This is a genomic window from Rhizobium sp. ZW T2_16 (genome assembly GCF_044987325.1).
Lineage (GTDB): Bacteria > Pseudomonadota > Alphaproteobacteria > Rhizobiales > Rhizobiaceae > Neorhizobium > Neorhizobium cellulosilyticum.
The window spans coordinates 39,595-61,832 of sequence record NZ_JBJDRG010000013.1; the positions used below are offsets into that span (position 1 = coordinate 39,595).

Here is a 22,238-nt window from a genome sequence, read left to right on the forward strand (position 1 = left end):
TATCGCCAGCCACAGCTCGGATTGACACAATCTATCCAATTAACCTTGGCAGCCTGAATAAAGGCTGAACGGATTCAAACGATTGATTCAGGAAGAAAACTTTAAAGCTTGAGCCACTCGATTGGCGCATAGCGGCCAATGGTCTATACCCGCGCCTTCTCTTTGCGAAAGCCAGAAAGGCCTGACAGATGACGCTGCGATTTTCAAACGACATGACCGACGTGATCGCCATCCGCCGGCATCTGCATGAAAATCCGGAAATCGGCCTTTCAGAATTCAAGACCTCGGATTTCATTGCCGGGAAGCTTGAGGAGTACGGCTACGAGGTCACGCGCGGGCTGGCGAAGACCGGCATCGTCGCAACGCTTAAAAACGGCGACAGTTCGCGTTCCGTCGGCATTCGCGCCGATATCGACGCCCTGCCGATCACCGAAGAGACCGGCCTCGAATATGCCAGCAAGAACAAGGGTGTGATGCATGCCTGCGGCCACGACGGACACACCGCCATGCTGTTGGGAGCGGCAAAAATCCTTGCCGAGCGAAAGAATTTCGACGGCACGATCCATCTGATCTTCCAGCCGGCGGAGGAAAACTTTGGTGGCGCCAGGATCATGATTGACGAAGGCCTGTTCGATAAATTCCCCTGCGACGCCGTCTTCGGCATGCACAATGATCCGGCCATGCCCTTCGGCAAGGTCTTCGTCAAGGACGGCCCACTGATGGCGGCGGTCGATGAAGCCCGCATCATCGTCAACGGCCATGGCGGTCACGGCGCCGAACCGCAGGCGGCATCCGATCCGATCGTTGCTGGCGCCAGCATCATCATGGCGCTGCAGACGATCGTCTCGCGCAACATCCATCCGCTCGATCCGGCTGTCGTCACGGTCGGCGCATTCAACGCTGGCATCGCCAGCAATGTCATTCCCGAACGCTCGGAAATGGTCATCACCATCCGCTCCTTCGATCCGGGTGTGCGCAACAAGCTGGAAGAGCGCATCCGCGCCATCGCCGAAGGCCAGGCCGCAAGCTATGGCATGACCGCCACGGTCCATTACGAGCGGGGGTACGAAGCGACTATCAATCACACAGCGGAAACCGATTTCGTTCGCGACCTGGCAAAAAAGGTCGTCGGAGCAGAGAATGTCGCCGAGATCGAACGCCCGATGATGGGCGCCGAGGACTTTGCCTATATGCTGGCTGAGCGTCCCGGCAGCTACTTTTTCCTCGGCACCGCGAAGACCGACAACGACCCTTCGCTGCATCATCCGCGCTTCAACTTCAACGACGATGCACTACCGATCGGCGTCAATCTCTGGGTTGAGCTTGCCGAGACTTATCTGGCGTCGAAATAGGATTTCTTTACGGGAGGAGACGTTATCGACGATCTCTCCCGCTCGTCATCCTCGGGTTTGTCGCGAGGATCTAATCACGTTTCCACCAATTCAACGTAGCAGATGCTCGGGACAAGCCCGAGCATGACAGAACGCGGCATTACCGCATTTAAGGCTCAGAAAATACCGAGCGTCACGGCACCGACGAAGACAAAAGCCGCAACGGCGATTGCCAGATGCGTGGCAGATTGCCAGCTGTCGAACAGCGAGTGGCGATGGGAAAGCGATCGTGTCTGAACAGTCGAGTGTCGCATGATCTTCCTCCAGCTTTTCTTAAAGCCACCATTCTCCGGGTGATGACTGATGCTACCTTATCCCTATCAACTTGGTAGAGATAAAGTTCCAAGCAAAAGCGGCGGATTGGAAAATCCTTTTCCGTTAATGCCTGTAATGCGACGTTAACGGTTTATTATGCCTCCGGTTCCGACGAGCGCCTTTTTGTCGCCTCAATCCGGATTTCGTTCGAGCGCCATGCGGAAAATGTCGCTATCGACATTGCCGCCCGAGCAGACCGCAATCACGGTGTCGCCGAGCGTCTCGCCGTGGAAAAGCGCTGCCGCAAGCGCCACAGCGCCGCCCGGTTCGACGACGATCTTCAACCGGCTGAAGGCAAGCGCCATGGCTTTCAAAGCCTCGTCCTCGGTGACGACGAGCCCGGCGCCGCAAAGCTTCGACATGATCGGAAAGGTGATGTTTCCCGGCTGCGGCGTGATGATCGCATCGCAGAGCGAACCGGACTGCCTCGCGTTTTTTTCGATCGTGCCGGATGCCAGCGAACGCGTGACATCATCGAACCCTTCCGGCTCGCAAGGGTGGACAGTGAAGCCCGGCGCCTTGGCGGCGAGCGCCAGCGAAACGCCGGAAATGAAGCCGCCGCCACCGGTCGGGACGAGAACGCCGGCCTTTTCGATACCCAGTTCCTCTGCCTGTTCGGCGATTTCGAGACCCGCCGTCCCCTGACCGGCGATCACCAGCGGTTCATCGAACGGTTTGACCAGCGTGAGGTTGCGCTCGGCCGAGAGCCGCGCACCGATCGCATCGCGATCCTCCGTCGCGCGATCGTAGAGCACGACTTCGGCGCCATAGGCACGGGTGTTCTCGATCTTGATGCGCGGCGCATCGGCCGGCATGATGATGACTGCCGGAATGCCGTGCAGCTTCGCGGCAAGCGCCACGCCCTGCGCGTGATTGCCGGAAGAAAACGCGATCACGCCTTTTGCACGAACCTCCGGCGCCAGCCCCGAAATCGCCGACCATGCACCGCGGAATTTGAACGATCCCGTATGCTGCAGGCATTCGGGTTTGACGAAAATCCGCCGTCCGGCGATCTCGTCGAGGAAGGGAGAGGAAAGCAGCGGCGTGCGGCGGACATGGCCGTCGAGACGGGCTCGGGCGGCTTCGATCATGGCAATATCGGTCATGGAAATCCTTGCTCGGAAAAGGCAGCGGCGCGTGAATGACAAAAGCCTATTATCGCCCCGGCTCGAGGTAAAGCGACGCAAGCCGGGAAGATTGTCACCAAGTCAATTCAGCCGGCCAGTTTCAACGAGTAAGCCGGGCACCGATCTTCACCACAGCCTTGATCGGCAAATGATCCGATGCCCGCCGAGAAAGCGGCGTGTCATGCGTTTCGACACGATCGATCAACTCGGGGCGGTTCGCCATGATGCGGTCGAGCGCCAGCACCGGCAGTCGTGACGGGAAACTTGGCACCGCCGATGGCAGGCCGAAAACCGTCGCCAGCGTGTTGAGCGAGGAACGATCGCCCAGCCGCCATTCGTTGAGGTCCCCCATTAGAACGGTCGGATATTCTTCGCGTGCGCGCAGGATATCGAGGATCATCCGCGCCTGCTGTTGGCGGGACCGATTGAGCAGGCCAAGATGCGCGGCAATCACCCGAAATGTATTTCCACCTGCAAGGTCGAGTTCCGCCATCAGCGCCCCGCGCGGCTCCAGTCCCGGCAGCTTCACCTGGTGCACATCACGCACCACCCCCTCGCGGAAAAACACGACATTGCCATGCCAACCATGCGCGCGCGCGACGCCAGAGACCGGAACCGGGTAAAGCCCCGTTTCCCTCTCCATCCATGCGAGATCGAGAAGCCCACGGCGCTCACCGAAGCGTGTATCCGCCTCCTGCAGCGCGATGATATCGGCACCGATTTCGCGGATTACCTGGGCGATCCGGCCAGGATCGAATTTGCCATCGACCCCGACGCATTTGTGCACATTGTAGGATGCGACAAGCAGGCCGGTTGAAGGATCATGCTGTGAATGGATGCCAATCCCGCGCGCCTTTCGGGCGCGGATCGACGCAATGATGCTGGCCGGCAAGGTTGTACGTTTCTCGTGCATCACCGTCATTCTTCAAAGCATGACCGACGCGGGCCGCGCCGACCGGTACAGATCACAGATAGGGTGAACCCAACCAGAGCACCCGTTCAAGCAGGCGTTTTGCAAATGGTCGTGAACGAAGACCATGCAGCGTCACCTCTTCCGCAGAGGAAATAGCCAGGTCGACCCTTCGTTCCAGCGCTTGCGCAAATCCACGATCGAAAACTTCAAGATCGACCTCGAAATTCAACCTCAGCGAGCGGGGGTCGATATTCGAAGAACCGACATAGGCCCAGCAGCCGTCGATAGCCATCAGCTTGGAGTGGTTGAACGGTCCTGCCGCCCGCCAGATGCGGCAATAGTTTTTCAGCATCTGGTCGAACTGAGCCGTCATGGCGAGATCGACTAGTTTCAGGTTGTTGGCGCTCGGTACGACGATATCGACCACCACGCCGCGCCGGGCCGCCGTGATCAGCGCAGTGATCAGCTCCCGGTCGGGCAGGAAATAAGGTGAGACGATCTTGATCGAGGACCGGGCGATGGAAAAAGCGCCCATCAGCATCTTCTGGTTCGTCTCGACGCTGCGATCCGGACCGGAAGAGACGGCTCGCATTATGGTGGGCGAACCGGGCCGCATGCCAGGTGTCGGAACCTTCCAGGCTTCACCCTCCAGCTTTTCGTCGGTGGAAAACTCCCAGTCGGCAGCCGAGATCGCCAAAAGATCGGCCACAACCGGTCCGGTCACGCGGAAATGCGTGTCAGCGGCACATTTATCGCCGCTGAATTCGCAGGAAAATCCCTCACGGATGTTCATGCCGCCGGTAAAGGCTATTTCGCCGTCGATGACCATGATCTTGCGGTGGGTCCGCAGGTTCGCATAGGGCAGCCGCAGGCCGGTGATGACATTGCCGTTGAACACATCGACGGTGACGCCGCCCTCACGCAGCATGCCGAGCACACTCGGCACGGAATAACGTGCACCGACGGCATCAATCAGCACCCGGACCTCGACACCACGCCGAGCCGCCGCACTCAGCGCCTCGATAAACCGCGCGCCAATCCGGTCCCGGTCGAAAATATAGGTTTCGAGCAGAATGGAACGGCTCGCGAGCGCGATCTCTTCGAGCATTGCGCCATAGGCTGCATCGCCATTGTCGAAGGCGGAAATCGTATTGCCGGTCGTCAGGTGGTGCCGGGTGACACGGTCGCCAAGCGTCTTCATCCCCCGAAACCGGTGGCCGAAGTCCTCGATCACCTGATCATCGGTCGCATCATAGGAGGCGAAATCGAAACGCTCCGCTCCCTGCAGCAGCGAGCGCCGATCACCGATGACATTACGGCGGATACGATTGACGCCGGCGATCAGATAAAACGCCGCGCCGACGATGGGCGACAGAAGGATGACGCCGACCCACCCGACCGCGGAGCGGACCTCTTCCTTCGTCATTGTCGCGTGAAAGGCCGCAGACGCGCCGGCCACCACCGAGACAATGAACAGGATGTGCGGCCAATAGGCGTCGATAAGCAAGATCATGGCGTCCAATATAGGGACGCCATGATACTAGGCAATGCGGCTAGACAATTGGAGAAATCAGCGGTTTACGCCGTCAGCTCCTTGGCGAATTTTTCAAGCCCGCGCTCGACCTTGTCGAACATGTCATCGACCTGCTCGTCGGTAATGATCATCGGCGGGCAAAACGCAATCGAATCGCCGATCGCGCGGCTGATGACGCCCTCCTCCATCAGATATCCGAACAGCTTAGGCCCGAGCTGCCCGGCGGCAAAGCCTTCGCGCGGCACAAGTTCGAAGGCGCCGATCAAGCCCACCCCGCGGTATTCTATGACCAGCGGATGATCAGCGATCGACTTCAGCCGCGCCAGGAATTTCGGGCTGAGCGACCTGACATTGCCGACAAGATCACGCTCCTCGATGATCCTGATATTTTCCAGAGCGACGGCAGCAGCGACCGGATGGCCGGCAGCAGTGACGCCATGGCCGAACGTACCGATCTTCGCCGATTCATCCGCCAGTGGCTGGTAGACATTTTCGTTGATCAGAAGCGCCGAGATCGGCTGATAGGAAGACGAGATCTGCTTCGACAGCGTCATCATGTCGGGCTGCAGCGCATAGGTCGTGGCGCCGAACATCTCGCCCGTGCGGCCGAAACCGCAGATAACTTCGTCGGCGATGAAAAGCACATCATATTTCTTCAGAACCTTCTGGATCGCTTCCCAGTAACCGGCCGGCGGCACGATGACGCCGCCCGCACCCATGACCGGCTCGCCGATAAAGGCGGCAACCGTATCGGGACCTTGCTTCAGGATCAGGTCTTCCAGATCTTTTGCGCAGCGCTCGACGAACTGCGCCTCGGTCTCGCCCTCGGTCTTGAAGGCGCGGTAATGCGGGCAGCTCGTGTGCAGTACGCGGGCAATCGGCAAGTCGAATGAGCGGTGATTGTTGGGCAGGCCGGTCAGGCTGGCGGACGCGATGGTGACGCCGTGATAGCCCTTGGTGCGGGAAATGATCTTCTTCTTGTCCGGCTTGCCGAGCGCGTTCGACCGGTACCAGACGATCTTCATCGCCGTATCATTGGCTTCCGAACCCGAATTGGTGAAATAAGCCTTTGACATCGGCACCGGCGCGATCTCGATGAGCTTTTCGGCAAGCTCGACGGAGGGGCTGTGGGTGCGCGCGGTGAATGTGTGGTAATAAGGCAGCTTCGCCATCTGCTTGGCAGCGGCTTCCACCAACCGACTTTCGCCGAAGCCGACGCCGACGCTCCAAAGCCCCGCCATGCCCTCGATATACTGCTTGCCGGCATTGTCGTAGACATGGATGCCTTCGCCGCGCTCGATCACCAGCGCGCCATCGCGCTCCAGCGCCCGTGCGTTCGTGTACGAATGCAGATGATAGGCCTTGTCGCGGGCCTCGATGGAATTGGGCTGGATCGTCACGGGCTGTTCTCCTCTTGCACGAACGCGAATAGGAAATTCATAAGAGGAATCCAGCGGATTTCCAGCCCTCAAACACGATTTAGCAGAGCCCGTCGTTTAAAATAATTGACGGGCTCATGAGCAATTTTCATAGGCCTGATCAGCGAACCGACATCCTAGCGTACAGACATGGCCGCGATCGGCGGCTCTGCTTGAGCAGGGATCGGGCTCTTGTAATCCTGCCCCTTGTGCCGGCGCTTCAGATCTGCCCAGGCAGCCTCGCGCAGCTGTTCGCTGGTCATCGCCGCAAGACCCGTGGCCGCCATCACTTTCGCGACCGAAGCCATACCCTTGTGGGCGAGCGCGCTCTTGCCCTGCGCAACCACCTGCCAGGTATGAAGCTGCGTGCCTATGGCGAGCGTCGCACCATAGGCCTGAACAGTCGGCACGACCCAACTGACATCGCCCACATCAGTCGATCCGCCCATCTGGCGAACTTCGTTGTGAGGCGGCAGAACGAAGTCGGCAAGCGGGATATCCCGCTGTTCGAGGCGCTCCTGCGCCCAGCTGGCCGCAACATCCTCGGGTGTCAGTGTGGCGCGGATCTTTTCCGCAAATTCGATATCCGCAGCATCGAAGGCCGGCGGCCCCATGCTCTCCCAGATATCCTGCATCGTATCCATCAGCGGCGTGTTCACCACGAGGTTGGAAACGCCGGCAAGCGTGACGGATTCCATCTTCGTCTCGGTCATCAGCGCCGCGCCCTCGGCCACCTTCTTTACCCTCTCGATAAGCGCGAAGAGACCGGCGAGATCCGGCGCGCGCACGACATAACGAACCTTGGCATGCGCCTGAACGACGTTCGGAGAAATGCCGCCGGTGTCCAGCACCGCATAATGAATACGGCATTCGGACGGCATGTGCTCGCGCATATAATTGACACCGACGCTCATCAGTTCGACGGCATCGAGCGCGCTACGACCCAGTTCCGGCACGGCGGCGGCATGGGCGGCACGGCCGGTAAAGGTGAAATCGATGCGGCAATTGGCAAGCGACGTCTCACGCTGCACCCCGGCAAAGTTGCTCGGATGCCAACTGATGGCGATATCGACATCGGAAAAGGCGCCGTCACGCACCATGAAGGCCTTGGCGGCACCACCCTCTTCCGCCGGGCAGCCGTAATAACGGACCCGGCCGGGCGTGCCCGTCTTTTCAAGCCAATCCTTGAGCGCGGTCGCAGCCAGGAGGGAAGCGGAACCGAGCAGGTTGTGCCCGCAGCCGTGACCGTTTGCACCGGCAACCAGCGGATCGTGCTCTACGGTGTCCGCCTTCTGGCTGAGACCGGCCAGCGCATCATATTCGCCGAGAAATGCAATGACCGGGCCACCGCTGCCGGCCTCGCCCATCACAGCGGTCGGGATATTGGCAACCGCATCGGTAATCCGAAAACCCTGCGCCTCCAGCATCTCGCGATGGGCAGCAGCAGACTCCGTCTCCATGTAGCAGGTCTCGGGCGTCTCCCAGACTTGGTTGGCCAGTTCCGCGAACACCTCCGTTTTACGATCCACGAGATCCCAGACGAGAGGGAGGTTCGAGTTGCCATCGGTCATGAAACAGCCGCCTTGATTTCTAGCTAAGATGAGTTTTGGGTATGGAATGCAATAACCGCATACCTATCCCTTTCCGGGCCAAGCGCAACGCATAATGCAAAGAATTAAGGCTATGCGCATCGATTAGGCAGCGTCACCGCAGTTGTGATCAAATCCCGAATCTTACCGTCTCGACAACCGAGTGATAATCGCTATTCTCGCGCGCCACGGGAAGCAGACACGCTGAGCGAGCATTGCTTCACCGCAAAACAAATATGGAGTGAATGAGCAAAGACCAAGCATGACGTTCTGCATTTGTCGCCTCGATTGAAAATCTATTCCTTGAGGCAGCCGATATGTAGGACGACCCGCATGATCCTGCAGTTTCACCCGAGATGGGGAAATATATTTCGACCGGCATAGAGTTGGGCTTGCCGGTCAGGAGGTGAACAACACAGGACTTGGTCAAAAGATGCGGCAAAACGCATCGTAAATCAGGGAAATCAACCGTGCTGGCAAAGCCGGCACAGGTAGGGAGACTATCAATGAAACGTGTACTTACTCTCGCAGCGGCAGCGCTTCTGTCCGCAACATTCTTTGCCGGCGCCGCCAGCGCGAAGACCTTCGTTTATTGCTCCGAAGGTTCGCCAGAAGGCTTCGATCCGGGCCTCTATACCGCCGGCACGACCTTCGACGCCTCGGCTCATCCGATCTTCAACCGCCTGCTCGAATTCAAGCCGGGCACGACGCAGCCGGAAGCCGGTCTCGCAGAGAGCTGGGAAATTTCCGCTGACGGCACCGTCTACACCTTCAAGCTGCGCAAGGGCGTCAAGTTCCAGACCACGGACTTCTTCACCCCGACCCGCGAATTGAACGCAGACGACGTCATCTTCTCGATCGGTCGCCAGATTGACGAAAAGAACGCCTGGAACAAGTACATTTCCGGCGGCACCTGGGAATATGCCGACGGCATGGGCTTCCCGAAGCTGATCAAGTCGATCGAAAAAGTCGACGACCTGACGGTCAAGGTCACGCTGAACCGTCCGGAAGCACCGTTCCTGGCCAACCTTGCCATGCCGTTCGCTTCGATCCTGTCGAAGGAATATGCCGACAGCCTCGAGAAGGACGGCAAGAAGGAGCAGTTGAACCAGAACCCGGTCGGTACCGGTCCGTTCACCTTCGTCGCCTACCAGCAGGACGCCATCATCCGCTACAAGAAGAACGCCGACTACTGGGGCACCGCTCCGAAGATCGACGATCTCGTCTTCGCGATCACCAGCGACGCTGCCGTTCGTTACCAGAAGCTGAAGGCCGGCGAATGCCACCTGATGCCGTTCCCGAATGCCGCCGACGTTGAATCGATGAAGTCCGACCCGAACCTGGAAGTTCTGGAGCAGGAAGGCCTCAACATCGCCTACCTCGCCTACAACACGACCCAGGCTCCGTTCGACAAGCCGGAAGTTCGTATCGCTCTGAACAAGGCGATCAACAAGAAGGCCATCGTTGACGCCGTCTTCCAGGGCATGGCAACGCCTGCAACCAACCCGATCCCGCCGACAATGTGGTCTTACAACAACGAGACCAAGGACGACACCTACGACCTCGACGCTGCCAAGAAGATGCTGGCAGACGCTGGCGTCAAGGATCTCTCGATGAAGATCTGGGCAATGCCGGTTTCGCGTCCATACATGCTCAACGCACGTCGCGCTGCTGAAATCATGCAGGACGACTTCGCCAAGATCGGCGTCAAGGTCGAGATCGTTTCCTACGAATGGGCTGAATACCTGTCGCGTTCGAAGGCAAAAGACCGTGACGGTGCCGCAATCCTCGGCTGGACCGGCGACAACGGCGACCCGGACAACTTCCTCGACACCCTGCTCGGCTGCGATGCAGTTGGCGGCAACAACCGCGCACAGTGGTGCAACCAGGAATTCGACGCTCTCGTGAAGAAGGCCAAGGTCACCTCCGACCAGGCTGAGCGCACCAAGCTTTATGAGCAGGCACAGGCCGTCTTCAAAAAGGACGCTCCCTGGGCAACCATCGATCACTCGCTCGCCGTCGTTCCGATGCGCAAGGGTGTGACCGGCTTTACCCAGAGCCCGCTCGGCGACTTCACTTTTGAAGCAGTCGATATCGCCGAGTAAAACTGGCCTATCACAACTTTTTGCCGCGGGACGCGTTGCGTTTCCCGCGGCATTTTCTTATGAGATGCCTAAAAATATGGCGGTGACGCCGATATGGTTCGATCCATGGCTTGACAAAAGCCCAGGTCGGTCCAGCCCCCTTTCCGCAAAGGCTTAAAATGTTTGGCTTCCTTCTGCGGCGCCTCGCCGTCCTGATCCCGACTTTCATCGGGGTCTCCATCATCGCCTTCTCCTTCATCCGGCTCTTGCCGGGTGATCCGGTTGCGCTCCTTTCGGGTGAGCGCGTCATGTCTCCGGAGCGTCACGCGCAGATCAGTGCGCAGCTCGGCATGGACCGGCCGATGATCGTGCAGTATTTCGATTATCTCGGTGGCGTACTCACCGGCGACTTCGGCACCTCGATCGTCTCGAAGAAGCCGGTTCTTGATCAGTTCCTGACACTGTTCCCGGCAACGGTCGAACTGTCTTTCTGTGCCATCATCATAGCGATCGCGCTCGGCATTCCCGCCGGTGTCATTGCCGCAATCAAGCGAGGCTCGATCTTCGATCAGGGCCTGATGGGCATCGCACTGGTCGGTTATTCCATGCCGATCTTCTGGTGGGGTCTGCTGCTGATCATCCTGTTTTCGGGCACCCTGCAGTGGTTCCCGGTATCGGGTCGCATCTCGCTGATGTTCTATTTCCCGCAGGTCACCGGCTTCATGCTGATCGACAGCCTGATTTCCGGCCAGAAGGGGGCGTTTGCCTCGGCACTCAGCCACCTCGTTCTGCCGTCGATCGTGCTCGCCACCATTCCGCTCGCCGTCATCGCCCGCCAGACCCGTTCGGCCATGCTGGAAGTTCTGTCCGAAGACTATGTGCGCACCGCCCGCGCCAAAGGCCTGTCGCCATTCCGCGTCGTCGGCATCCATGCGCTGCGCAACGCCATGATCCCGGTTATCACGACGGTCGGCCTGCAGGTCGGCGTCATGTTGGCCGGCGCGATCCTGACCGAGACGATCTTCTCCTGGCCGGGCATCGGCAAATGGATCCTCGATAGCGTCTTCCGCCGTGACTACGCCGTCATCCAGGGTGGACTGCTGCTGATCGCCGCGATCATCATGACGGTCAACCTGATCGTCGACCTGCTCTATGGTCTCGTCAACCCGCGTATCCGCCACTAAGAAGGAGCAAAATCCCATGGCTGACGCCACTCTTACACCAAAGGCTGCGGAGCCCGTATCCTCGGCCCAGATGCGACGCCAGATGCTCAAGGAGTTCTGGTTCTACTTTTCCGAAAACCGCGGCGCCGTGATCGGCCTGTTCGTTTTCCTGGCTTTGGTGCTGGTCGCGATCCTCGCACCGGTGATCGCGCCCCATTCGCCGTTCGAACAGTATCGTGATGCGGTCTTGAAGCCGCCGGTATGGGCTGAAGGTGGCACCGCCACCTATATTCTCGGCACCGATCCGGTCGGTCGCGATATCCTCTCGCGCCTGATCTACGGCGCGCAGTATTCGCTGTTCGTCGGTCTGGTCGTCACCACACTGTCGCTGGTTTCCGGCATCGTCGTCGGTCTTCTGGCCGGTTATTACCGCGGCTGGCTGGACACGATCATCATGCGCCTGATGGACATGATCCTCGCCGTTCCCTCGCTGCTTCTGGCGCTGGTGCTCGTCACCATTCTCGGTCCGGGCCTGAACAGCGCCATGATCGCGATTGCCGTGACGCTGCAGCCGCATTTCGTGCGCCTCACCCGCGCCGCCGTGATGGCCGAAAAGACCCGCGACTATGTCACCGCCGCCCGTATCGCCGGCGCAAGCCCGCTGCGCCTGATGTTCCGCACCATCCTGCCGAACTGCACCGCACCGCTGATCGTCCAGGCAACCCTGTCCTTCTCCAACGCCATTCTCGATGCGGCCGCTCTCGGCTTCCTCGGCATGGGCGCTCAGCCGCCGACACCGGAATGGGGCACGATGCTGGCCGAAGCCCGCGAATTCATTCTGCGCGCCTGGTGGGTCGTCACCTTCCCGGGTCTCGCAATCCTCATCACCGTTCTTGCCATCAACCTGATGGGCGACGGCCTGCGCGATGCGCTTGATCCGAAGCTGAAGAGGTCCTGATCATGTCGCTTCTGCAAATCGACAATCTCACCGTCGAATTCGAAACCGCCAGCGGCTGGTTCCGCGCCGTCGACGGCGTCTCGATCTCGGTCGACAAGGCCGAAGTTCTTGCCATCGTCGGTGAATCCGGGTCCGGCAAGTCGGTCTCCATGCTTGCCGTCATGGGACTTCTGCCTTGGACGGCCAAGATCACTGCCGACCGTATGCTCTTTGAAGGCCGGGATATCCAGAAACTCAGCCCGGCCGAGCGCCGCAAGCTGATCGGCAAGGATATCGCCATGATCTTCCAGGAGCCGATCGCCAGCCTCAACCCCTGCTTCACGGTCGGCTTCCAGATCGAGGAAGTCCTGCGCATCCATCTCGGCCTCGGAAAGAAGGAGCGCCGAGCGCGCGCCATCGAACTGTTCAAGCAGGTTGGCCTGCCGAACCCGGAAGAGCGCATGCATGCCTTCCCGCACCAGATGTCGGGCGGCCAGTGCCAGCGTGTGATGATCGCGATCGCGATCGCCTGTAATCCCAAGCTGCTGATCGCCGACGAGCCGACCACGGCGCTCGACGTGACGATCCAGAAGCAGATCCTCGACCTGATCATGGACCTGCAGGCACGCACCGGCATGGGCCTGATCATGATCACCCATGACATGGGCGTAGTGGCGGAAACCGCCGACCGCGTCGTCGTGCAGTACAAGGGTCGCAAGATGGAGGAAGCCGACGTGCTTTCGCTGTTCGAAAACCCGAAGAGCAATTACACCAAGGCGCTTCTGGCAGCCCTGCCCGAAAACGCCACCGGTGACCGCCTGACCACGGTTTCCGCCTTCTTCGACGGCAACCCGGAACCGGCACCTTCCGCAGGAGCATCGGTATGAGCGACGTAAAGACCACCGACACCATGCTGGAAGTCCGCGACATCAAGCGCGACTACGAACTGCCGGGCGGCTTCATGAAGCCGAAGAAGACGCTTCATGCGGTGAAGGGCGTTTCCTTCAGCCTGGAACGCGGCAAGACGCTGGCGATCGTCGGTGAATCCGGTTGCGGGAAGTCCACGCTCGCCCGCATGATCACCTTCATCGACGAGCCGACATCCGGTGAGCTGATCATCGACGGCAAGAAAATGGACACCCGCCCGGGCCATCTGACGTCGGAAATGCGCCAGAAGGTGCAGATCATCTTCCAGAACCCCTACGGTTCACTCAACCCGCGCCAGAAGATCGGCGACGTTCTGGGTGAGCCGCTGGCTATCAACACCGATCTGTCTGCTGCCGAGCGCCGCAACCGCGCCACCGAAATGCTGATCAAGGTCGGCCTCGGCCCGGAACACTATAATCGCTACCCGCACATGTTCTCCGGCGGTCAGCGCCAGCGTATCGCCATTGCCCGCGCGCTGATGATGAACCCGAAACTGCTGGTGCTCGACGAACCGGTTTCCGCACTCGACCTTTCGGTTCAGGCTCAGGTGCTGAACCTGCTCGCCGACCTGCAGGACGAGTTCAACCTCACCTACGTGTTCATCAGCCACGATCTCTCGGTCGTTCGCTACATCGCAGATGAGGTGATGGTGATGTATTTTGGCGAGGCGGTCGAATACGGCACGCGCGACGAGGTGTTTTCAAATCCGAAGCACGAATACACGCAGACCCTGTTCAAGGCGACGCCGAAGGCCGACGTGGAATCCATCCGCGCCCGTATAGCGGCGAAGAAGGCTGCTTCGGCGGCTTAATACTCACTGCTCGCGACAGATAGGGGACCGGAGAGAGAAATCTCTCCGGTCTTTTTTATTCGACGAACACCCTCACCGTCGCAGCCTTTCCCGCTGCATCGATCACCGTCAGCGTCGAAAACCCCGCGCCTTCAGGCTGCCATTCATTGGTGCGTCGGCGGGAGAGAGCATCCAGTGGCTTGCCGTTGGCGAGCCAGCGGAACGGCGGACGACCGCCCTGCAGTTTCAGCACCAGCGGCGAGAGTTCGCCCGATGACGCTCCGAGATCGACCTTCGCCCCTTCCGGCGGATAGACGATCTGCGGCGCAGTCTCGCGGGATGAAGAGCGGATAAGCCCGCTTGCGGTGACCGCAAACCGTCGCTGGGCAATCGGAAGGTCCGACTGCGACAGCCGCACGGCACCGGCCGGTGCGGCGGGATGCGGCGTGAACGGCACGCCGGAGCGCGAAAACGCCTCGAACAGGATCGGCGCCGCCGTCTGGTAACCGGCAATGCCCGGCACCGCGCCATTATCCGGCCGCCCGACCCAGACGCCAAGCACATAACGCCCGTCATACCCGACAGACCATGCATCGCGATAACCGTAGCTGGTACCGGTCTTGTAGGCGATGCCGAGTTTCCGGCTACCAGTCGGCGGCAGCACGTCAGAGAGAATATCCGTAACATTCCAGATCGCCTGCCGGTCCAGCAGCATCTCGTTGTCGAGCACGGCCGGTTGCTCGTCGATGCCATTGCCGACCCGCACCGGCTGCCCGCCATTGGCAAGCGCTGAGTACGACTGCACCAGATCTTTCAGCGTGATCCCAACCCCGCCAAGCCCGATCGCCAGCCCCGGCGCTTCGCTCGGCGGCAGGACCGGGCGCACATCGGCACGACGAAAACGGATCATCAGCCGCGACGGCCCGACCGCATCGAGCAACCTCACCGCCGGCACGTTGAGCGACAATTGCAGCGCCTGCCTGATCGTCACGTCGCCCTGATAGGTCATGTCGAAATTCTTCGGCCGGTAACCGAAGAAATCCGCCGGCCGGTCCTCGATCATGGTTTCCTGGGAAACCAGCCCCTGCTCGAAGGCAAGGCCGTAGATGAACGGTTTGAGCGTCGAGCCCGGCGACCGCAATACGCGCGTCATGTCGATCCAGCCGGAACGCCCCGCATCGAAATAATCCGCAGATCCCACTTCCCCGACGATCTCGCCGGTCGTTGCATCCGCCATCACAATGGCAAGCGAAACCTTTGGGGCTAGCTTTGCGGAAGCCTCTCGCGCCACCTCCTCAAGTTGTCTCTGGATGCCGCGTTTCAGCGTGGTGCGATATTCTTCCGCCTTCGGCTGCTTGCGGATGGCGGCTTCGGCGAGATGCGCGGCTAAGGCTGGCAATTGCAGCCTTTGCCGCGGCACCGCATCAAGGGAAGCCCGCTCCGCCTCACCCTCACCCGTCACCTCCGCCACCGCAGGACGGGTCAGCACCCGTTCGCGCGCAGCATGAGCCGCTTGCGGATGGCGATCCGGCCGGCGCATCTCCGGCGATTGCGGCAGGGCGACGAGAAGTGCCGCCTCCGCCACCGTCAGCCGCTTCGGCTCCTTACCGAAATACGCGAGGCTCGCTGCCCTCACACCCTCCAGATTGCCGCCATAGGGCGCATGCGTGAGATAGAGTTCGAGGATCGCCTTCTTGTCCAGACGGCGCTCGATCTGGATCGCACGGGCGAGCTGCAGGAGCTTTGCCGAAAACGACCGGGTCTCGCGTGGCTCGATCAACCGCGCCACCTGCATGGAAAGCGTCGAGGCACCGGAGACGATCCGGCCATTGGTGAGAAGCTGGAATGCTGCGCGACCGATCGCAAGCGGATCAATGCCGCCATGCTGGTAAAACCGTCGATCCTCATAACCGATCAGCATGGCGAGAAAACGTGGATCGACATCCTCGACATCCGTCTTCAACCGCCAGCGCCCTTGCGGCGCGGCAAATGCCCGCAGCAAGTCTCCATCGGCATCCAGCACTTCGCGCGAGGTGACCGTTGCATTCTCGAGTGGCGGCGGATAGGCGCGATCGGCCCAGTCAAGGCCGAGGGTCGCCGCTCCCGCCAACAAGAGGCAGGCGCCGAAACCGACCGAGAATTTCCACCTGCGCTTCATGCGGGTTCTTCTGTTGTCCGTTTTCAATCATGCGCCGAACCTTCGGCAACGTCCGCCCCTCATCCGGCTGCCGCCACCTTCGCCCCGTACACGGGGCGAAGGACCTGTGCCGCAGCCAATCCGTCTCCCTCCAACGTTGTGCGCGAGCCACGTCCCCTCTCCCCGCCTGCGGGGAGAGGGTCAGGGTGAGAAGCAAGCCCACCACAAATGAAGAGGGCGAGAGCAGCCCCATCTAGAATTAAGAGAGTGCTGGCCAATTGCTTGTTTGGCTAAGGCTAGCTCCCTCTACCAATCACCTCACTGCGCCGCCAAAACCTCCATCTTGCCCATCGCCGTCCGGCCCGAGAACTGCGGGCGGTACATGTCGTCCACCTGTGCGGCCGGATGATCGTAGACGCCCGGTGTCACGGCGCGCACGACGTAAGCCAGCTTGATCTGCCGGTTGTCGCCCTGGGCGCGATCGAAGGCGGCCACAAAACGGTCGTTGCGGAATTCCGTATGCGCCGCCTGCACCTCTTCGATCCAGTCAAAATTGGCAAGATTGGCGCTGTTGACGATCGACGGATTGTCGATCTCGAAACCGGCCGGCAGAAGGTCGGTGACGACGATACGCGACGGCCAGTCATTGGTCTCGGTGACGTTCAAGACAACGACATAGCGCTCGTTCTGCTTCGCCTCGCTGACATTCGCCTCCTCGCCTTCCATCGTGTAATAGGTCCGCGAGATCTCGAACCCGTCGCCACCAGCCGGAAGCGGCGTAGCGGGTGCGGCAACCGTGGTGATCGCGGCGGACAGGGCATCGCCGCTGTCATTGCGGATGGTCAGTGGGTGATCGAGCAGAACATCGCCCGCCATCTGCGACATCAGCGTGCCGCTATGGGCAGCGCCATTGACGTTGAGGCGAAGGCTCTCATCGCCATTCTGCAGCGCACGGGCGGCAAGCAGCATCCAGGTCTGTTCCTGGGTGCTGGTGTATTTTTTCTGCGTCCACTCCTTGGCAACGACATTGGCCAGCGCCGGAACGATCGGCGGTACTGGACGGCTTTCGGCGGCTAGCGCCAGAACCGCAGCCCCGTCACGCAGCGACGACCCATAGTCGGAACGGGCAAGGCTCACCTTATGGACCTGCGCATTTTCCGACATCTGCAGCGCATCGTTGAAGATACTTCGCGACCGCTGGCCATCGCCGTAAAGCGACAGTGCGGCCGCGATATGTGCCTTCGCAAGCGGTGTCGGAAAATCATTGAGCATCGTATCGGCGTAATAGCGGAGATCGCTGATCGCGGCCTTGCGGTTACGGGCCAGAACATAAAGCGCATAAGCGATCTGGTTGCCCTGGTCGCGCACGTTCGTCGTATAGGCGAGCGTGTTCTGCAGGTTTTCCAGCGCCTGCACCAGCGGCTGTTCCGGCACGTCGTAACCCTGCTCGCGGGCACGCGAGAGGAAATCGCTGACATAGGCATCGAGCCAGAGATCATTGCCTGCACCATCCGGTCCCCAGAGACCGAAACTGCCGGCGGAGGCCTGGAAAGACAGCACGCGATAGATCGCATCCTGCACGCGCTTCTTCACCTCGGCATCATCGGCAAGCCCGTTCTGCACCGCCATTTCGCTAAGATAGAGAAGCGGCAGCGCCCGGCTCGTCGTCTGCTCGGCGCAGCCATAAGGATAGCGGTCGAGGCTCATCAGTAGCGCCGGGATATCGAAGGCGTTGGAACGACTGACATTGACGCTGACCGATGCCCCCTGCAGCACGCTGTCTGCCAGCAGATTGCCATCGACGGTAACACTTGCACCGGGCCGAAGATCGACCAGCCGCCGTTCCGTCACCGGCATCGCCGCCGGGCGGACAGGGATATGGAGCACCTGATCGACGGAGAGACCAGAACTATTGGCAAGCTTGATCGACACCGTACCGTCTCCCGGCTCGATACCGACCAGCGGCAGCGTGACGCTGGTTTTACCGCCTGCAGTCAGTTCCACCGGCTTCACCGCGCTCTGGCCGACAGCCACCGCATCGCTGGTTTCAATGGTCAGGTCATAGGTTCCGGCAGGGCCATCGGTATTTGCGATATCCAACCGCAGATTGCTGTCATCGCCCGGAGCCAGAAAGCGCGGCAGGCTGGAGGTGATGACGATCGGATCGCGGATGATGACATCCTTCACCCCGTGCCCGACACCGGATTTCGACCATGCTACGGCCATGACCCGCGCCGTGCCGTTGAACTGCGGGATATCGAAGGAGACTTTCGCCTTGCCTTCGCCATCCAGCTTCACCGGACCGGAGAAGAAGGCGACCAGCTTTTCCTTCGGCGGGCTTGCCTGCAGCGCCATGCTGCCGCCATCGCCGCCGGTCCTCAGACGACCGGTAGCACCGAGCGAACCATCGATCAGCCGGCCATAGATATCGCGGATTTCCAACCCCAAACGACGCTGGCCAAAATACCAGTGGTCAGGCGCCGGCGGTTCGTAACGGGTGAGATTGAGAATACCGACATCGACGGCCGCGACCGTGACATAGGCGTCTTCGTTGGCACCCGCTCCGGCGATCTGCAACGAGAGTTCGAGCGGCTGGCGCGGCAGCGTCTTTTCCGGCGCGTCGATGGAAATCGCCAGATCACGGGTCTCGGGATCGACCTTCAGCCAGGTAATCCCGATCGCCCGCATCGGCATGCGGCTTTCACGCGCTTCGCCGGGGCGATAAAGTGTTGCGGTCACATAGGATCCTGCGCCCCAATCCGCAGTCACCGGGATTTCGACCTCACCGCCATTTTCCGCAATGCTCGCGGTCTCGACCGAGATCAACTCCTCGGAACCAGCCATCACCATCAGCTCGCCTGCATAACGCGACGAGACTTTCAGCTTGGCCGTATCACCGACCTTGTAACTCGGCTTGTCGAGCGCAACTTCCAGCGCATCCGGCGTTTCGGTCGAGGTCGCTGTAACGAACCAGCCGGCATCGAACTCGACGCTGGAGGCCGGGCCGCCGATATCGGCGGTTTCGATCTCGAGGCGATAACGCCCCCACTCGACCGGAACGGAAACGCGGCCGCCATCGGTCGTCACGTCAACGGTGCCGTTGGAAACCTGACGCGTGCGGGTGATCGGCTCGTAACGCCAGGAATTGCCGTCACGATACCACTGGTAATCCCGCTCAACCTTGACGAGCTTCCACGGCAGCGCCTTCAGCGGCTGCTTGGCACCGGCTTCGTTGACTAGGATGACATTGAAATTGCCGACCGCACCTTCCGGCAGGTCACCGGAAAACTCCGGCTTGATGCCGATCCGCGTTCCGTCAGCCTTGACCGGCAGCGACAGGTTGCGCTCGATCGCGCGACCGCCGGTTTCCTGCATGCGCACGACGATATCGGCATTGATGAGTTTCGTCGTCGACGGCAGTTCCGCCACATCCGCGTCGAACGTGGCCTTGCCGTCCTCATCCGTATCCTCCAGCGCATCGAGTGGGATGCGCACTGTCTCGGTCTCCTCCTCGTCGGCAAGGCCGAACTGGTAGCCCGGGAAGGCAGCGTTTTCGCGGGTCGGCTTCAGAGCGATCTCACCTTCGAGGCCGAGGCCGGCCGCAGGCGCGCCATAGAGATAACGCCCGTCGATGGAAACCTTGGCCGGCTCGCCGGCAACGATCTCCTTCGCCTCGCTTGTCATGTCGAATTCGATGCGATCCGGCACGAAATCGTCGACGAGAAAAGTCTTCTCGCCGATCGCCGAGCCCTTGGGGTCGGTAAACACCTGCATCGTCCAGATGCCGCGCATCGACGTATCCTGCAGGGCTAAATCGAGCGTATAGCCGCCGATATCGCCGTTCCTCACCATCCGTCGATCTTCCACGCCATCGGGGCGCAGGAAAACGAAGGTGAGCGGCAGGTTTTCGATCGCCGTTGCATCGACATTGCGGGCAAGCGCGCTCGCATGCACCACCTCGCCGGGGCGGTAGATGCCGCGTTCCGTCCAGGACAGAAGATCAATCGCGCCGGGAGCCGGGCGGCCGGTGACACCACGGTCGGAAAGATCGAAACCGGCGCGGGTCATGTCGAGGAAGACATAGTCCTTGCCCTCGTTCTGCGCGGAAAGCACTGCCGGCACCATCGCCGCCGTGCCGCGCATAAGGCCGGCCGTAAATGTCGCACGGCCGTCCGCATCCGTCTTCGCCGTGCCGAGGATTTCGTTGTTTTTGGCAAGAAGCTGAAGGTCGACGCCTTCGATCGGCTTGGCGGACCCGAGCGCGCGGGCAAACACATGCAGGCCGTCGGTGCCGGCATAAGTGGTGAGGCCGATATCGGAGACGACGAACCACTGCGTCGCCTTGTTGTCCCATTCCTGATTGACGGCATTGGCGGCGGAAGCCGTCAGCACATAGACGCCGGGCTTGCGTTCCGGCAACGCCTCGTCGACCGGGAAACTGGTCGTCACATCCTTGTTGAGGTCCTGCCCCAGATCGATCGTACCCTGCCAGACGAGTTCGCCGTTTTCCTGCTCGATCCGGTCGGCACTATAGCCGCTCATCTGGGTGAGGAACTGCGAATTGGTCAGAAGCGGCGCGATGTTGCGGTCGCCGATACGGTAAAGCTTCAGGTTGGCGCGTTCGGTATTCACCGAAACGATCGGGATGCCGCGACGCGCGGTCGACGGCAGCACGAAGCTGTCGCCGGTAAACCGCACCATCGGCGAGCGGTCCTTGACGTAGAGGTCGAGATCCACCTGCGCCGGCAGCGGCTCGTCAACCGAGGACGGCAGGCCACGGCGCAGCGACAGCTTGTAGCGCTGGCCATGGGTCAGGCCTTCGACGCAGATCTGGTTGTCTTTGGCCTCGATCGCCTTGGGCGCCTGCCCGTCAAGCGTCACGAAGGGCGCATAATCGACCCCAGCCTTCACCAGAGGCTCGGAAAACTGCACACAGGCGCGCGGATTGGCACTGTCGGCATCCACGGTGTTGCCGCTCACGCGAAAACCCTGGCGTTCGCGCAGATCGTTATAAGCGGCCTGAACCGTGCGGGCGCTGATGAGTGCAAGGCTTTGCTTGTAGGCAGTGAGCGCCTGACGATAATTCTGCTGTTTGGCGAGTGCCGCACCGAGCACTGCAAGCGCATCGGCACGGGCCTGCGTCGAGCGCGACATCAGATAACCGTTGATCGCCGCAAGCGTGCCTTCGCTGTCGGCCGAACCATTGTTCTTGGCGATGCCGGCTGCACGCGCCAGCGCGATCCACAGATCGCCGTCGTCGGGGAAGAGCGACAGGGCACCCTTGTAATTATAGATCGCCGTATCGACCCGGCCGGCAAGCAGCTCGGACTGCGCCACGGTTTTCAGGTTTTCAATACCGTAACCCTGCTGGTTGTCGCCGAGCGTCAGCCCGTCCTTCTGCTCGCGAGCCTGCTGCAAGACCTCGTCCGACAGGAAGGAAAGCCGCGGCGGGGCACCGATATCTGGCTGGACAGCCACTTCGACGATCTTGCCCGCAACGGCGCCGGCAAAAGTATTGAGCTGGCCGTGGTCGGATTTGAGAAAGCACCACTTGGCTTTGACATTGTACGTGAAGGCACGGCACTGGTTGTCGCCGATACAGGCAGTCTCGCACTGATCCTGGCTGACATTCTTCACGGTCCGTAGGTCGAAGCCAAGATAGTCGCCATCAACCGTCGTCTCTATCCGCCGCTCCTGGGCAGCAAGCGGAGAGCCGAGAACAAGAGATGAAAACACAAGAGCTGAAAAGCCGAAGATCGCGCGCCTAGACATTTGCAAGTCCCCCCGTGGCAGCCGTCGGATGCGCCTTTGTCCAATGTGAGGAGCAGCTTGTCAACGGAACTGATCTCCTTCGTTACGGACGAAATCAAACCGAAAGTGACGCAGCGAGAAAACTCCTCTACACAAAGCTGT

At 60.5% G+C, this 22,238-nt stretch carries 14 protein-coding genes; 6 read left to right on the forward strand and 8 right to left on the reverse strand.

Annotation, left to right across the window (positions count from 1 at the left end):
• The first annotated feature begins 188 nt into the window (after positions 1-188).
• Positions 189-1,352, forward strand: coding sequence for a M20 aminoacylase family protein (locus ACI3K0_RS22895; RefSeq protein ID WP_246436448.1), 1,164 nt, complete (start codon positions 189-191; stop codon positions 1,350-1,352).
• 155 nt (positions 1,353-1,507) lie between these two features.
• On the opposite strand, the gene ACI3K0_RS22900 is transcribed toward ACI3K0_RS22895, so the two are convergent.
• From ACI3K0_RS22900 to ACI3K0_RS22925, 6 genes are all read right to left on the reverse strand, one after another.
• On the reverse strand, positions 1,508-1,645 hold the full coding sequence (locus ACI3K0_RS22900; protein ID WP_183829234.1) for a hypothetical protein: 138 nt from the start codon (positions 1,643-1,645) through the stop codon (positions 1,508-1,510).
• A 192-nt stretch (positions 1,646-1,837) separates the two neighbouring features.
• Complete coding sequence (locus ACI3K0_RS22905; RefSeq protein ID WP_183829237.1) at positions 1,838-2,812, reverse strand: threonine/serine dehydratase; 975 nt, start codon at positions 2,810-2,812, stop codon at positions 1,838-1,840.
• 121 nt (positions 2,813-2,933) lie between these two features.
• Positions 2,934-3,746, reverse strand: coding sequence for an endonuclease/exonuclease/phosphatase family protein (locus tag ACI3K0_RS22910; protein WP_148147737.1), 813 nt, complete (start codon positions 3,744-3,746; stop codon positions 2,934-2,936).
• Between the two features lie 52 nt (positions 3,747-3,798).
• Positions 3,799-5,259 carry a phospholipase D-like domain-containing protein gene (locus tag ACI3K0_RS22915; protein ID WP_404946305.1) on the reverse strand — a complete coding sequence of 487 codons (1,461 nt, stop codon included), beginning with the start codon at positions 5,257-5,259 and terminating at the stop codon, positions 3,799-3,801.
• Positions 5,260-5,324: 65 nt separating this feature from the next.
• Positions 5,325-6,680 carry an aspartate aminotransferase family protein gene (locus tag ACI3K0_RS22920; RefSeq protein ID WP_404946306.1) on the reverse strand — a complete coding sequence of 452 codons (1,356 nt, stop codon included), beginning with the start codon at positions 6,678-6,680 and terminating at the stop codon, positions 5,325-5,327.
• 155 nt (positions 6,681-6,835) lie between these two features.
• Positions 6,836-8,269 carry a M20 family metallopeptidase gene (locus ACI3K0_RS22925; RefSeq protein ID WP_183829246.1) on the reverse strand — a complete coding sequence of 478 codons (1,434 nt, stop codon included), beginning with the start codon at positions 8,267-8,269 and terminating at the stop codon, positions 6,836-6,838.
• Between the two features lie 524 nt (positions 8,270-8,793).
• On the opposite strand from ACI3K0_RS22925, the gene ACI3K0_RS22930 reads away from it, so the two are divergent.
• The 5 genes from ACI3K0_RS22930 to ACI3K0_RS22950 all read left to right on the forward strand — a co-directional run bounded on the left by ACI3K0_RS22930 (position 8,794) and on the right by ACI3K0_RS22950 (position 14,209).
• On the forward strand, positions 8,794-10,392 hold the full coding sequence (locus tag ACI3K0_RS22930) for an ABC transporter substrate-binding protein (protein WP_148147733.1): 1,599 nt from the start codon (positions 8,794-8,796) through the stop codon (positions 10,390-10,392).
• A gap of 158 nt (positions 10,393-10,550) precedes the next feature.
• Positions 10,551-11,555 (forward strand): ABC transporter permease subunit, encoded by a 1,005-nt coding sequence (locus ACI3K0_RS22935; protein ID WP_148147732.1) that lies wholly within the window; start codon positions 10,551-10,553, stop codon positions 11,553-11,555.
• A gap of 16 nt (positions 11,556-11,571) precedes the next feature.
• Entirely contained in the window at positions 11,572-12,492 is a 921-nt protein-coding gene (locus ACI3K0_RS22940) for an ABC transporter permease subunit (RefSeq protein ID WP_148147731.1), read from the forward strand.
• 2 nt (positions 12,493-12,494) lie between these two features.
• Positions 12,495-13,358: an ABC transporter ATP-binding protein gene (locus ACI3K0_RS22945; protein WP_404946307.1), complete on the forward strand. Its 864-nt coding sequence runs from the start codon at positions 12,495-12,497 to the stop codon at positions 13,356-13,358.
• Complete coding sequence (locus tag ACI3K0_RS22950; protein WP_404946308.1) at positions 13,355-14,209, forward strand: dipeptide ABC transporter ATP-binding protein; 855 nt, start codon at positions 13,355-13,357, stop codon at positions 14,207-14,209. The genes ACI3K0_RS22945 and ACI3K0_RS22950 overlap by 4 nt, the downstream gene beginning before the upstream one ends.
• Before the next feature lie 55 nt (positions 14,210-14,264).
• Here the strand turns inward: ACI3K0_RS22950 and pbpC are convergent, their stop codons facing one another.
• On the reverse strand, positions 14,265-16,346 hold the full coding sequence (pbpC, locus tag ACI3K0_RS22955; protein WP_404946309.1) for a penicillin-binding protein 1C: 2,082 nt from the start codon (positions 16,344-16,346) through the stop codon (positions 14,265-14,267).
• A 297-nt stretch (positions 16,347-16,643) separates the two neighbouring features.
• Positions 16,644-22,097 (reverse strand): alpha-2-macroglobulin family protein, encoded by a 5,454-nt coding sequence (locus ACI3K0_RS22960; protein ID WP_404946310.1) that lies wholly within the window; start codon positions 22,095-22,097, stop codon positions 16,644-16,646.
• Positions 22,098-22,238: the final 141 nt, after the last annotated feature.